12 protein-coding genes are annotated in these 13754 nt (G+C 67.4%); 6 read left to right on the top strand and 6 right to left on the bottom strand.

Translation table 11 applies throughout. From position 1 onward, the window contains the following. The first annotated feature begins 261 nt into the window (after positions 1 to 261). On the top strand, positions 262 to 1089 hold the full coding sequence (locus BPET_RS13270; RefSeq protein ID WP_041862890.1) for an aldo/keto reductase: 828 nt from the start codon (positions 262 to 264) through the stop codon (positions 1087 to 1089). Between the two features lie 57 nt (positions 1090 to 1146). Here BPET_RS13270 and BPET_RS13265 read toward each other — a convergent pair whose 3' ends face one another. The 4 genes from BPET_RS13265 to BPET_RS13250 form a co-directional block, all read right to left on the bottom strand. After that, positions 1147 to 1332 carry a hypothetical protein gene (locus BPET_RS13265; protein WP_012249533.1) on the bottom strand — a complete coding sequence of 62 codons (186 nt, stop codon included), beginning with the start codon at positions 1330 to 1332 and terminating at the stop codon, positions 1147 to 1149. After that, positions 1329 to 2504 (bottom strand): PepSY-associated TM helix domain-containing protein, encoded by a 1176-nt coding sequence (locus BPET_RS13260; protein ID WP_012249532.1) that lies wholly within the window; start codon positions 2502 to 2504, stop codon positions 1329 to 1331. Before BPET_RS13260 ends, BPET_RS13265 begins: the two co-directional genes overlap by 4 nt. Positions 2505 to 2950: 446 nt before the next feature. After that, positions 2951 to 5554, bottom strand: coding sequence for a penicillin-binding protein 1A (locus BPET_RS13255; RefSeq protein WP_012249531.1), 2604 nt, complete (start codon positions 5552 to 5554; stop codon positions 2951 to 2953). 115 nt (positions 5555 to 5669) lie between these two features. Then, complete coding sequence (locus BPET_RS13250) at positions 5670 to 7541, bottom strand: alpha/beta hydrolase family protein (RefSeq protein WP_012249530.1); 1872 nt, start codon at positions 7539 to 7541, stop codon at positions 5670 to 5672. A 146-nt stretch (positions 7542 to 7687) separates the two neighbouring features. Here BPET_RS13250 and BPET_RS13245 point away from each other — a divergent pair, with 146 nt between their 5' ends. Further along, on the top strand, positions 7688 to 8107 hold the full coding sequence (locus BPET_RS13245) for a BPTD_2524 family lipoprotein (RefSeq protein ID WP_012249529.1): 420 nt from the start codon (positions 7688 to 7690) through the stop codon (positions 8105 to 8107). 262 nt (positions 8108 to 8369) lie between these two features. Here BPET_RS13245 and BPET_RS13240 read toward each other — a convergent pair whose 3' ends face one another. Continuing rightward, entirely contained in the window at positions 8370 to 8783 is a 414-nt protein-coding gene (locus BPET_RS13240) for a PaaI family thioesterase (RefSeq protein ID WP_041863941.1), read from the bottom strand. A gap of 116 nt (positions 8784 to 8899) precedes the next feature. Between BPET_RS13240 and dinB the strand changes: the two genes are divergently transcribed. Continuing rightward, positions 8900 to 10015, top strand: coding sequence for a DNA polymerase IV (dinB, locus tag BPET_RS13235; protein ID WP_012249527.1), 1116 nt, complete (start codon positions 8900 to 8902; stop codon positions 10013 to 10015). Here the strand turns inward: dinB and BPET_RS13230 are convergent. Next, positions 9996 to 10454, bottom strand: coding sequence for a GatB/YqeY domain-containing protein (locus BPET_RS13230; RefSeq protein ID WP_012249526.1), 459 nt, complete (start codon positions 10452 to 10454; stop codon positions 9996 to 9998). The genes dinB and BPET_RS13230 overlap by 20 nt on opposite strands. 141 nt (positions 10455 to 10595) lie before the next feature. On the opposite strand from BPET_RS13230, the gene hmpA reads away from it, so the two are divergent. From hmpA to BPET_RS13215, 3 genes are all read left to right on the top strand, one after another. After that, entirely contained in the window at positions 10596 to 11813 is a 1218-nt protein-coding gene (gene hmpA, locus BPET_RS13225; protein ID WP_012249525.1) for an NO-inducible flavohemoprotein, read from the top strand. An 18-nt stretch (positions 11814 to 11831) separates the two neighbouring features. Further along, positions 11832 to 12269, top strand: coding sequence for an Rrf2 family transcriptional regulator (locus tag BPET_RS13220; RefSeq protein WP_012249524.1), 438 nt, complete (start codon positions 11832 to 11834; stop codon positions 12267 to 12269). A gap of 170 nt (positions 12270 to 12439) precedes the next feature. Further along, positions 12440 to 13690, top strand: a complete 1251-nt coding sequence (locus BPET_RS13215) for a D-amino acid dehydrogenase (protein WP_012249523.1) — start codon at positions 12440 to 12442, stop codon at positions 13688 to 13690. Positions 13691 to 13754: the final 64 nt, after the last annotated feature.

Below are 13754 nucleotides of genomic sequence, written 5' to 3'. Positions count from 1 at the left end.
GGTCGGCGCGGCCGGAAAGGCGGCATTATCCGCCAGCCGGGCGGCGTGCGCCTGAAAGCCCCGCCGCTATCCGGGGCCTTGCCGCGGCCCGTGCCCGGCGAGACTGTGCTAGGGTGTGTGCATGGGTTTTGTGTGTATGCAAGTCTTGCGCGCCAGGGTTCCGATTGGAAGCGCGGCCGGGTGCGGGGCTATCATCGGGGCAAGATGCCTGCCGGCATGCCGGGCGTATCCGCATGCTACTCATTCACTTTCGGAGGTCTCATGGCAAAGGTGCCCATACTGAAATTGAACGACGGCAACTCGATTCCTCAACTGGGCCTGGGCGTGTGGCAGGTGCCCGACAACGAGGCGGCGGGCTGCGTGAAAGAGGCGCTGGCGGCAGGCTACCGGCTGGTCGATACCGCGGCCATCTATGGCAACGAGGTGGGCGTGGGCGCGGGCCTGCGCGCGGCGGGCGTCGCGCGCAAAGACTTGTTCATCACCACCAAGCTGTGGAACGACCAGCACGACTATGACGCGGCCCAGCGGGCCATGGACGACAGCCTGCACAAGCTCGGGCTGGCGTATGTCGATCTGTATCTTATTCATTGGCCGGTGGCCGGCAGCGACAAGTACCTGGATGCCTGGCGCGCGCTGGTGGCCATCAAGGAAGACGGGCGGGCGCGCTCGATCGGGGTGTCGAACTTCCCGCAGGCTCAGTTGCAGCGCCTGATCGACGAGACCGGCGTGGTGCCGGCGGTGAACCAGGTCGAACTGCATCCCGGCTTTGCGCAAAAGCCGCTGCGCGCCTTCCATGCCGCGCAGGGCATTGCCACCGAGGCCTGGAGCCCCTTGGGCCAGGGCACCGTCATGCGCGACAAGGCGCTGGCCGCGCTGGCGGAAAAGTACGGCAAGTCGGCCGCGCAGGTGACGCTGCGCTGGCATCTGCAGAACGGCGTAATCGCGATCCCGAAGTCGGTCACGCCAGCCCGCATTCGGGCCAACATCGACGTGCTCGATTTCGAACTGTCTGCCGATGACATGGCCGCCATTGACGGCCTTCCCGAAGGCGCCCGCCTGGGGCCCGACCCCGAGCGCTTCAGCGGCTGAGCAGGCCGGCGCGTAGTGTAGCGATGCCGGGCGCCCGCGCGGCGGGCGCTGGGCTTTTCAGGCCTTGGCCGGCGGGAACCACCAGTACCTGGCAATAACTGCCAGCAGCGCGCTCAGGGACAGCCACGACGCCCAGTGCCACAGGCCCGTGCCCAGCAGCGCCGCCAGCAACCCGAAGATGCTGAGCACGCCCAGCACGATGGGCGCGCCCCAGATAAACAGGAAACGGCTGCGGGGGGTCATGCGGGGCTCCGTTCAGGCGTGGCGGCTTGCTGATGGCGCCGCACCAGTTCGGCGATGCGCGCGTCAGTCGCCTTGCGGCGCGCGATCCATAGGTACAGCCCGCTGCCCAGCACCACGATGGTGACCAGATCCAGCAGGGTCCAGAGAATTTTCAGCGGCATGCCGCCGTAGTCGCCGAAGTGCAGCGGACGCGAGAGTTCTAGCGCGGTCAGGTACCAGGGCATGCGCGCGACGGCGCTGAGTTCCCCGGTGACGCCGTCGACCAGCACCGGGCTGTTGAGCTTGGAGGTCAGCGGCGTATTGCCCTTGAGCCACACGATGTAATGGTGCGGGCTGCCGTAGGCGTTGCCGGGGTAGGCGATGAACGAGACTTCGCGGCCGGGCAGGGCCTTCATGGCGGTATCGGCGGCGTCCTGCACCGAGGCCAGGGTGGTGGGCACGGGCCGGCCCTGGTAGGGCGCCAGGATGCGCGGCAATTCGGTGGACTGCCACAGGCGGAACAGCGGCGTGGACAGTTCATTGATGACGCCCGTCAGTCCCACGACGAAGGCCCAGACCAGGGTGACGATGCCCAGCAGGTTGTGCAGATCCAGCCACTTCAGGCGGGTGGAGCGCGCGGCGCGCACGGTGCCAAATTCCAGCTTCTTCATGAAGGGGCCGTACAGCACCACGCCCGATACGAGGGCCACCACGAACAGCAACCCCATGAAGCCCAGGAACAACTCGCCCGTCAGGCCGGCGAACAAGTCGACGTGCAGCGCCAGCATGATGCCCATGAACGAAAACCGGTCTTCGGCATAGGGCGGGCCGTCGTACAGGACTTCGGCGGTGCGCGTGTCGACGCGCACGGCGTGGCCTTTTTCAACCGCCTTGCCCAGTTCGGGCACCAGGCCCACATACGCCTGCGGCTCGTCTTCGTCGAGGAAGACGTAGTCGACATATTCGCCGGGATACAGCGCCTGGCCCTGGGCGACGATGCGGTCCAGGCTGACCGTGGGCGCGCCTTCGGGCAATTCGGCCACCGGCTTGCCCTCGTCGAGCAGGTGCTCGATTTCGTGATGGAAGATCAGGGGAAGCCCGGTCAGGCAGATGACCAGCAAGAACAAGGTACACACCAGGCTGGTCCATTTGTGGACCAGATACCAGGTCTTGACGGTGGTTGCAGCGGTCATGGGCGAGGCGCAGGGCAAATGACTGAAACCTGAACGATAGCATGAACAATATCCATTCTCATCGTCTAGGTGGGCATTGCGAGGGAATTTTGTGGTTCGGAAGCATGGCGGGATTGGCTGGTGTGTCAAACGGACGGTGTCTGACACCCTACGGGAGTCAGACACCTGAATCTGAATCGTCGGGAGTCAGACGCCTGAATCGCCGGGAGTCAGACGCCTGAATTGCCAGGAGTCAGACATCTGAATCGCCGGAAATTAGACACTTGGGATACCGAATGGTCTTGTCAGCCAGGTGTCGGGCTCCGCAGGTGCCTGACACCGAAGTGGGCGGCCGGTGTGTCAATCGAACGGTGCCCAACACCCCGCGGGAGTCAGACACCTGGGGTATTGCCTGAAGCCAGACACCTGGCGGGGCGAAGCGGAAAGCCGGGGGCGGCCGGGGCCGCTTAGAGTGGCCGCGAGTCGACCGAGCCGGGCGGCTGGATGGGTCGGGCGTTGGCGGGGCCGGGCGTGGACGGGATGGGGATGCTGAAGATGGGCGCGGGGCCCGCGGGCGGGGCCGCGTTGGCCGGCACGGCGGGCGGTGGGCCGGCCTGCCCGACCTGCGGCACGGGAATGGGCGGCATGGGCAGCCCGCCCTGGGCCGGGGCGTCGAGCGGGCGCACCTGGGTGGGCGCGTTGTCGCTGGGCCGCATATTGTTCAGGAAGTCGGTGAGCGCGTCGCCGGTGGACAGGTCCAGCGCGGCCACGGCCTGGCCAGGCGGGAATTCCGAGAAATAGTATTCGTCGTTGTGCACGATGAGGCCGCCGGGCATGGGCCGCTGGGGCTGTTCGGGCACGCCCTGCAGCATGGGCTGCATGTAGTCGAGCCAGGTGCTCAGCGCCAGGCCGCTGCCGAAGGCGTTGGTGCCGAGCGAGCGGGGCTGGTCGAAACCCATCCAGACGGTGGTGGTGAGCGTGGGCGTATAGCCACTGAACCAGACGTCGACGGCATCGTTGGTGGTGCCGGTTTTGCCCGCCAGATCGGAACGCTTGAGCGTGCGTTTGGCGCGCGCGCCGGTGCCGATGGAGGCCACGTCGCGCAGCATGTCGTCCACGACCCAGGCGGTGCGCGGGTCGATGGCGCGCACCGCGGCGTCGCCGGCCACTGCGGGTTGGGCCTGCATGAGAACCTTGCCGGAGCGGTCGGTGACGCGGTCGATCAGGTAAGGCGGCACCCGGTAGCCGCCGTTGGCGAAGACGCTGTAGGCGCTGGCGACCTGCAGCGGCGTGGCGCCACCCGCGCCCAGCGCCATGGGCAGTACGGCGGGCCAGCGTTCTTTCTGGAAGCCGAAGCGCGTTAGATATTCTTGCGCGTATTGCGGCGTGATGGCCTGCAGCACGCGGATCGACACCATGTTCTTGGAACGGTACAGGCCCTGGCGCAGGGTCTGCATGGGTTCGTATTCGTTGCCGTCGTTCTTGGGCGTCCAGGGGCGCGAGCCGGTTTGCTCGACGCTCAGCGAGAACGGCTGGTCGGACACCTGGGTGGCCGGCGTGAAGCCGCGTTCGAGCGCCGCGGCATAGATGAACGGCTTGATGGTGGAGCCGGGCTGGCGCCAGGCCTGCGTGGCGCGGTTGAATGAGCCGCGGTAGAAATCGAAGCCGCCGACCAGGGCGCGTACCGCGCCGTCTTGCGGCGCCAGCGACACCAGCGCCGCCTGCAGCGCGGGCATGTTGACGATTTCCCAGGTGTCGCCGTTCTTGTGCAGGTACACCACCGAGCCGCGCCGGATGCGGATATCGTCGTCGGCCTTCGGGCCCAGGGCGCGCGCCACGATGGCCAGGGCTTTCTTGTCGGACACGGTGATGATTTCGCTGGCGCTGCGCGCCACCGTCACTTCGGCGGGGCTGGCCGACAGCACCACGCCGGCGAGCAGGTCGCCGCTGTCGGGCGATTCGTCTTGCACGCCGTCGAGGATTTCTTCGAATGCCTGCGGGTCGTGCTCGATGCCGTCGGGCAGGTCGATCTGATCTTCGGGGCCGGGGTAGGGCGCGCGGCGGGTGTAGTCGAGCACGCCGGCGCGCACGGCTTCGTACGCGGCCTGCTGCGATTTGGAATCGATGGTGGTGATGACGTCGAGCCCGCGCGTGTAGGTTTCGTCCTGGAACATGCCGTACATGATCTGCCGCACCAGTTCGGCCGGGTATTCGCCATGCACCGCGAAGCCGTTGGACTGCGCGCCCTCGCTGCCGCGGATCAGCAGGGGCTGGGCCAGCGCGGCCTGCGTCTGTTCGGGCGTGAGATAGCCCAGCGCCTGCATGCGGCCCAGCACATAGTGCTGGCGGATCTTGGCGCGTTCGAGGTTGGTGATGGGGTTGGAGCGCGACGGCGCCTTGGGTATGCCCGCCAGCATGGCGGCCTCGGCGGCGGTGACTTCGGACAGCGGCTTGCCGAAATAGGTGCGCGACGCGGCGGCAAAGCCGTAGGCGCGGTGCCCCAGGTAGATCTGGTTCATGTAGAGCTCGAGGATCTGGTCTTTGGTGAGCTCGGATTCGATCTTGAAGGTGAGCAGCAGTTCGTAGAATTTGCGCGAGTAGGTTTTCTCGGACGACAGGTAGAAGTTGCGCGCCACCTGCATGGTGATGGTGCTGGCGCCCTGCGACTTCGACATGCTGACCAGGTTGGCCAGGCTGGCGCGCAGCATGCCCATCCAGTCGATGCCGCCGTGCTGGTAGAAGTTGTCGTCTTCGGCGGCCAGGATGGCCTGCTTCATGACCAGGGGGATGTCGGCAAAGCGCAGCACGTTGCGGTGTTCTTCGCCGAATTCGCCGATCAGGACATGATCGGCCGTGTAGATGCGCAGCGGCACGCTGGGCCGGTAGTCGGTCATGGCGTGCAGGGCAGGCAGGCTGGGCCAGGCCAGCGCCACGGCCAGGGTCAGGGCCAGCGCGCCGCTTATGGCCAGGCCCGCCAGGGCCACGGCCGCCTTGGCCAGGATGCGCTTGCGCAGGAACTGCTTGACGCCCCGGCGGGGGGCGGAAGGGGTGTGGTGCTCAGGACTATTCATTGCTGCCGATTCTAGGTCAGAACCGGATAGACCCGCCCGAGGGCGATTAGGTTTCCGTAACTAAACATGCCAGCGCGGCCGGCCGCTGTCCCGGCCGGTGTTCGTGCCCCGTTTTTTATGGTTTCAGGTGTTCGACGAAAAAGGCTTCCATGGCCGCGTAGAACTCGAACTTGTTCTCGTCGTTGTGGAACCCGTGGCCCTCGTTGTCCTTGACCATGTACTGGACCTCGACGCCGCGCTCGCGCAGGGCCTGCACGACCTGGTCGCTTTCGGCCTTGTTGACGCGCGGGTCTTGCGCTCCCTGGGCGATCAGCAGCGGGGTGCGGATGCGGTCGACGTGCAGGGCCGGCGAGGTGGCGGCCAGGCGGTCGCGGTCGCGCTCGGGGTGGCCCACCATGTCGTGCATCTTGGCCAGCAGGGGCTTCCAGTAGGGCGGGATGGTGTTCATGAAGGTGAACAGGTTCGAGACGCCCACGTAGTCGACCGCGGCGGCGTACAGGTCGGGGGTGAACGCGATGCCGGCCAGCGTGGCATAGCCGCCGTAGCTGCCGCCGTAGATGCCAATGCGGGCCGGGTCGGCGATGCCTTGGTCGATGAGCCAGCGCACGCCGTCGGTGATGTCGTCCTGCATGGCCAGGCCCCATTGGCCGAAGCCGGCTTCCCAGAAGCGGCGGCCGTAGCCGGTGGAGCCGCGGAAATTCATCTGCAGCACGCAGAAGCCGCGATTGGCCAGGAACTGCACTTCGGGGTTGTAGCCCCAGCCGTCGCGCGCCCACGGGCCGCCGTGCGGGTTGATGATGCAAGGCAGGCCGCGCGGCGCGCGGCCGGCGGGCAGGGTGAGGTAGCCGTGGATGTCCAGCCCGTCGCGGCTGGTGTAGCGCACCGGCTGCACCGGCGCCATCTCGGCTTCGGGGATGGACGGGTTGATGTCCGCCAGCTTGTGCAGGGTGCCGGCGCTGCTCTGGAACAGGTAGCGCGCGCCCGGCGTGCGGTCGTTGTAGGCGGCCACGATGTAGGTGTCCTCGTCGCGGTTCCAGCCTTGGAGGGCGACGTCGTAGCCGGGCAGCAGCGCCTCCAGTTGCTGGTACAGGGCGGCGGTGGGAGCATCGAAATAATGGCGGCGTGGCTTGTCGGCCTGGTAGGCCGCCAGCGTGAGCACGCGGCGCTTGCGTGAGTAGCCGGCGGCATCGAGATCGACTTCGTCGGCGGCGAACACGAGTTCTTCGTCGTCGGGGCGGGCGGGGTCGATGATGACCAGCGCCAGTTTGTCGCGCCCGCGGTTGCTCAGGGCATAGAACCGGCGGTCGTCGAATGTGAAGAAGGCCGGGCTGACGGTGGTGCGGTAGTCGGTGGTGATCAGCGCGCGGAAAGGTTCGGCTTCGTCTTCGCGGTATAGCAGAGTGGTGTCGAGCCCGTCGCTGGTGAGGGCCGCGCGCACTTTGCCGGCGTGGTCGGTCTGCCAGCCGACCACGTTGCCGGGGTTTTGCGCCACCAGCGCCGCCGCCCCGGTGCGCACATTGACGCGGTACACGTCGAAGACTTGCGGGTCGCGCTGGTTGTGGCTGATCAGTACGTGGTCGGGGTCGTCGGGCAGGTCGTCTTCGATGCCGGCGCGCGCGCCGGGATAGGGCGTCAGGTCGTGGGCCGCGCCGGTCAGGGCGTTGACGGCCAGCACGTGGAAGTTTTCATCGCCGCCGAAGTCTTTCTGGTACAGCACGACATCGTTGCCTTTCCAGAAGAAATTGCTGATGTCGCGCTCGGTTTCGCTGGTGAGGCGGCGCGGTTCTCCGGTGGGGCGGCCGTCTTGCAGCGCCTGCACGTAGATGTTCATGCGCGCCGGGTGCCCGTCCAGCGCCACCGGCTGCATGAAGCCGAGTGTGTTGCCGTCGTCGGCCAGGCGGAAGAAGCCGCGGTCGGGGTTGCGGAAGAAGTCTTTCAGGGGGTAGTGGCGCGGCGGCTGCGCGGGCGGGGGCGAGGTGTGGGGCAAGACGGGTCTCCTGGGCCGGGCGGGCCCGGCGGCATCCGTCGATCATGCCACAGGCGGGGCGGGCGCGTCGAACCGGGTCCGGCGCCCGCCGGTGGCGGGCAGACCGTCGATTGCGGGATAATCGCAGCCACGTTACGGGAGTCAACATGATCAGAGTTGCAGTGGCGGCGGCGCTGGCCGCCGCGGGCCTGGCGGGATGCTCGACCGGCCTTTCGAGTGGCGGCGCGCTGACCGACAGTTTTACCGCGCAGTCCGCCTACCGCGATGCTTATCGCGCCGCGCAGGCGCAGGCCGAGCGTTGCTTGCGCGGCACGGGCGCCTACACGGTGCACGGCAGTGTCGATGAGGCGGGGCGTAGCGCGCTGGTGCGCGTGCAGGCGCCGTTCACGGGGGATGACGTGGCGCGCGTGCGCATTGCCGCGTTGGATGAGCGTCAATCGAAGGTGGATATTGCCATGTGGGGGCGCGGCATCTGGAATGCCGATGCCGTGCGGGCGATGCACGAGGCTGTGGTCTATGGCGTGCCGTCGTGCGTGGCTTATATGCCGGGGGATCCGAAGCCGTAAGGGGGTGATTCTGGGGCCTGTCGGCGGTTCTGGGGCCTGTCTGCGGTTCTGCGGCCGTCCCGCGGCATGCGGGCAGTCGGGACGGCGCCCGTGCGTCGGACTCGGGCGCATGCAGGCGCCCTCGGCCTGCTGCGCAGCTGCCCCGCCGCCCAACGCGCCGTCCCGACTGCCCGCATGCCGCGGGACTCGATCTGATGGCCGCGATCGTGGCTCTTCTTGTTGGCGGGGGGGGCGCCTGGGTTGATGTGATGCGTGGGGGCGTTCAGTCGCCGCCGGGGCGGCGCTTGATGACTTTGAAGGTGGCGGAGGCCTTGGCTACCAGTTGGCCGTCGGCGCCGCGTACTTCGCCTTCGCAGAAGGCGATGGAGGCGCCGCGCCGCAGGCAGCGTGCTTCGATGACCAGGTCGCCGGTGCCGGGCGACATGAAGCTGGTGGTCATGTCGATGGTGGCCATGCCCACGGAGGGACCGGTGCCCCGGGCGGCGGCGCTGAGGGTGAAGTCGAGCACGCTCATCAGGGTGCCGCCGTGGATGTCGCCGCGGCTGTTGGTGAGGTCTGCACGCCAGGGCAGCACGGTGCGGGCATGGTCGGCGCCGATGCTGTCGGGCACCAGCCCTATCAGGTCCATCAGCGGGATGGTCAGGCCGAAATAATCAGTCGTGGCGGTCGGGGTCATGAATACAGGCAAGTGTTTGTGAATCAGGGGTGAATGCAGGGTGGATGCGTGGCAGCGCGTCATAATATTCTTTTTTCCACGCCATCGCCGTTCGTATCGCCCTCCGAGTGCTTGTCATGCCATCGTCATCGCGCAAAATCGTACACGTGGACATGGACGCGTTCTACGCGTCGGTCGAGCAGCGCGACAACCCGGCGTTGCGCGGGTTGCCGGTGGTGGTGGCCTGGGAAGGGCCGCGTTCGGTGGTGTGCGCGGCCTCGTACGAGGCGCGCCGCTACGGCGTGCATTCGGCCATGTCGGTGGCGCGCGCGCAGCGGCTGTGCCCGGACGCCGTCTACGTGCCGCCCGATTTCAACCGCTATCGCGATGTGTCACGCCAGGTGCGGCAAATTTTCGCGCGCCACACCGACCTGATCGAGCCGCTGTCGCTGGACGAGGCCTATCTGGACGTCACGGTCAACAAGCAGGGGTTGCCCTCGGCTACCGACGTGGCTCGCAGCATCCGCAGCGAGATTCTGCAGGAAACCCGGCTGACCGCGTCGGCGGGCGTGGCGCCAAATAAATTCCTGGCCAAGATCGCGTCCGACTGGGACAAGCCGGACGGGCTGTTCGTGATCAAGCCGGCGCAAGTGCTGGCGTTCCTGCAGCCATTGCCGGTGCGCAAGGTGCCGGGGGTGGGCAAAGTGATGCAGGCCCGCCTCGAGGCGCTGGGCGTGCATACCGTGGGCGACCTGGCGCGCCATACGGCAGTGGAGCTCGAACACCATTTCGGGCGCTACGGCATCCGCCTGCACGAGTTGTCGCAGGGCATCGACAGGCGCGAGGTGCAGCCCGACGCTCCGCTGCAGCAGATTTCGGCCGAGACGACCTTTGCCGTCGACCAGCCGCTGCATGCCCTGAGCGAGCCGCTGGGGCGGCTGGCCGTCAAGGTGTGGGGCCAGGCCGTGAAAAAAGGCGCGGTGGGCCGCACCGTGGTGCTGAAACTCAAGACCGACCGGTTCCGCATCCTGACGCGCACGCTTACCCTGACGCGCGCGCCCACGTCGGCCGAGGCGCTGGCTGAAGTGGCGTTCCAGCTGTGCGCGCGCGTCGACCTGCCGGCGGGCACGCGCTACCGGCTGGCAGGGGTGGGAATGAGCAATTTCGACGACCCTGCCGCGCTGGCGCGGCAGGGCGACCTGGACTTGTTCGGCCAGGCGGCTGGGCTGCCTGCTACACCAGGCGCTGCTTGACCTGCTGCGACACCAGCGCCATGTCGGCGCGGCCGGCGAGGGCTGGCTTCAGGATGGCCATGATCTTGCCCATGGCGGGCCCGCCGCTGACACCCTGCGCGGCCACTTCGGCCAGCGCCGCGCTGATGGCGGCCTCGATTTCTTCGGGCGTGGCGGCCTGCGGCAGGAATTCGCGCAAGACATCCAGCTCGGCGGTTTCCTGGGCGGCGGTTTCCAGGCGGCCGGCCTGTTCATACGCGGCGATGGATTCGCGCCGCTGCTTGACCTGCTTTTCGATGATGGCGGTGATTTCGGCGTCGCTGAGTTCGTGGCGATCGTCGACTTCTTTCTGCTTGACCGCGGCGAACAGGAACCGCAACGTGGACAAGCGCTGCGAATCGCGCGCGCGCATGGCTTCTTTGATGGCGTCGGACAGGCGGGTCTTGAGCGTGCTGCTCATGGTGAAACCTTTAGGATGGATACGGCTGAACTGATGTTTTAACCGGGCGTTGCCGCGCCGCGCAAACGCAGGGCCTTTCGGTTGAAGATGTATAATAAATACATGTTTTAGGCATTATCCGTAGACGAAGGAGCAGTACAGATGTTGAGCCAGGAAGTCCGTACTCTGGTCAAGGCCACCGCGCCCGTTTTGAAAACCCATGGCGAGGCGCTGACCTGCCATTTTTATGCCCGCATGTTCCGTCACAATCCCGAGCTGAAGCACGTATTCAACCAGGGCCACCAGGAAGGCGGACAACAGCAGCAGGCGCTGGCCGCGGCCGTGGCCGCCTATGCCGAACATATCGACGACCCGTCGGTGCTGGCGCCGGTGGTCACGCGCATTGTGCACAAGCACGTCAGCCTGGGCATCCGGCCCGAACACTATTCCATCGTGGGCAAGCATCTGCTCGCGTCCATTGGCGAGGTGCTGGGCGAGGCCGCCACTGACGAACTGATTGCCGCCTGGGCGGCGGCCTACGGCCAGCTGGCGGATCTGCTCATCGCCGAAGAAGCCCGCCTGTATGCGCAGTCGGCCGGCAAGGAAGGTGGCTGGACCGGCTGGCGCGCGTTCCGGGTAGAGCGCAAGGTGCCTGAAAGCGCCGAAATCACGTCGTTCTACCTGGTGCCGGCCGACGGCGGCAACGTACCCGATTATCTGCCGGGCCAGTACATTTCGCTGCGCGTCTATGTACCCGAGCTGGGGCTGATGCAGCCGCGCCAGTACAGCCTGTCGGACGCGCCGGGACAGGGACGGCTGCGTATTTCGGTCAAGCGCGAAGGCGGCGCGGGCGGCGCGCCGGCGGGCAGTGTGTCCAACCTGCTGCACACCCGCGTGCAAGAGGGCGACGTGCTGGACCTGGCGCCGCCGCAGGGCGATTTCACGCTGCGCGCCGAACAGGCCACGCCTGTGGTGCTGCTCAGTGGCGGAGTCGGGCTGACACCCATGGTGTCGATGCTGAACCATCTGGTGGCGCGCGACGACGGCCGGCAGATCCGCTTCGTGCATGCCTGCCGCGACAGCTCGGTGCATGCCATGAAGACGCACATCAACACGGTGGCGCAGGCTTGGCCGAACGTGCGCAAGGTGGTCTATTACGAAAACGTGGGCGCTGGCGACCAGCCTGGCCGCGACTACGACTACGCCGGCCGCATGGACCTGCAGGCCATCCGCGACGTGGCGGTGCTGCCCGACGCCGATTACTACCTGTGCGGCCCGCTGCCGTTCATGAATGCCCAGCGCAAGAGCCTGGCGGAGTTGGGCGTGGCGTCCGATCGCATCCATGCCGAGGTCTTCGGCACGGGCGGCCCGGGCGCTTAGCCGGTATAGTCTGGCCGCATGCAACTGACCCGATACACTGATTTCGGCCTGCGCGTCCTGATGTACCTGACGCAGGGCGACGACCGCGCCGTCCCCGCGACGATTCCCGAGATCGCCGCGCGCTTCAATGTGTCGCGCAACCATATGGTGAAGGTGGTGCATTTCCTGGCCCGCCAGGGCTGGGTGGCCACCACCCGGGGCAAGGGCGGCGGCCTGCGGCTGGCCCACCCGCCGTCCGCCTACCGGGTGGGCGACTTGGTGCGCGCCCTGGAGCACCAGGGCGCGCTGATCAACTGCGCCGAACCCCCCTGTGCCCTGAACGGCCTGTGCCGGCTGTCCGGCGTGCTGGCCGATAGCCTGCAGGTGTTCTACGACGCCTTGAACCGGCACACGCTGGCGGACCTGGTGCGCTCGCCCACCGCCGAAGCGATCGTCCAGCTGCATCGGGCGGCCTAGCGGCCGGGCAGACCCGGCCGGCCTGCTTCTGCGGGCTTTTCCGGCCCGCGCGCGTCGACCCTGTGCGCGTCGTATGAAAACTTTAGGTTATGGGAGCTGGCGAGTTTGGCATTTGCCCGAGGCAGGCCGGCATTCCAGAATGACCGTAGTGCAATTATTCAGGGTTTTCCATGAGGGTATGTGTCATTGGCGCCGGCGTGGTCGGGGTGACGTCGGCGTATTTCCTGGCCCGGCAGGGCCACGAGGTCGTGCTGGTCGACAGCCGGGCCCGGCCGGCCACGGTGTCCAGCTACGCCAACGGCGGGCAGCTCAGCTACAGCTATGTGGCGCCGCTGGCGGGACCCGGGGTCTTGTCCAGCGTGCCCGGATGGCTGCTGCGCGCCGACTCGCCGCTGCGGTTCCGGCCCCGCCTCGACCCGCACCAATGGCTGTGGAGCCTGCAGTTCGCGCTGGCCTGCCGCGCCTCGGTGGCGCAGGCTTCGACGGCCCAGTTGCAGGCCCTGTCGTACCTGAGCCGCGACGTCATGCACCGCCTGCTCGAGCAGGAAGAACTCGATTTCGGCCATGTGCGAAATGGCAAGCTGATTGCCTACCGCAGTCCCGAATTGCTTGAAAAAGCCCGCAAGCTGGTGGATTACCAGGCCGCGCTGGGCGCCGAGCAACGGGTGCTGGACGCCGCCGAGACGCTGAAGCTGGAGCCGGCCCTGGCCGGCCTGGGGCATCGCCTGGCGGGCGCGGTGTACACCCCCAGCGAAGAGGCCGGCGATTGCCGGCAGTTCACTGAAGCGCTGTTCCGGCGCCTGAAAGAGCTGGGCAATGCCGAATGCCGCATGGCCAGCCCGGTGCGCGGGTTGCGCCGCGAAGGGCGCAAGATCGTGGCCGTGGAAACCGCCACGGGCGATATCGGCGCCGACGCCGTGGTGCTGGCCGCCGGCATGGGCTCGCGCGCGCTGCTCAAGCCGCTGGGCCAGGACTTGCCGCTGTATCCGCTGAAAGGCTACAGCCTGAGCGTGCCGCTGGCGCCCGACGACGACACCGCGCCGGCCATCAGCGTGACCGACTACGAGCGGCGCATCGTCTACGCCCGCGTGGGCCGGATGCTGCGCATCGCCGCCATGGTCGATATCGGCAGCCAGGACGCCGAGATCGACCCGGCCCGCATTGCGTTGCTGAAGCACCAGGTGAACGAGGCTTTTCCGCAGCTGGACCTGGGCGAGGCGGTGGCCTGGGCCGGTTTGCGTCCGGCCACGCCCACCGGCAAGCCCCTGATCGGCGCCAGCCGGGTGGCCGACAACCTGTGGCTGAACACTGGCCAGGGAGCGCTGGGCTTTACCCTGGCCTGCGGCAGCGCGGCCCTGCTGACAGCGCAGATGTCGGGGCTGGAGCTGCCGGTCGACGCCGCGCCATTCAAGCCGCGCTGAAATTCCTCACCCCGGGGCGTTGCGCGCTTGGTGGGCGCACTTGGTGGACGCGCTTGGTGGGCGC

The organism is Bordetella petrii (assembly GCF_000067205.1).
Classification (GTDB): Bacteria; Pseudomonadota; Gammaproteobacteria; order Burkholderiales; family Burkholderiaceae_B; genus Bordetella_A; species Bordetella_A petrii.
This window is presented reverse-complemented; position numbering and strand designations above follow the sequence as displayed.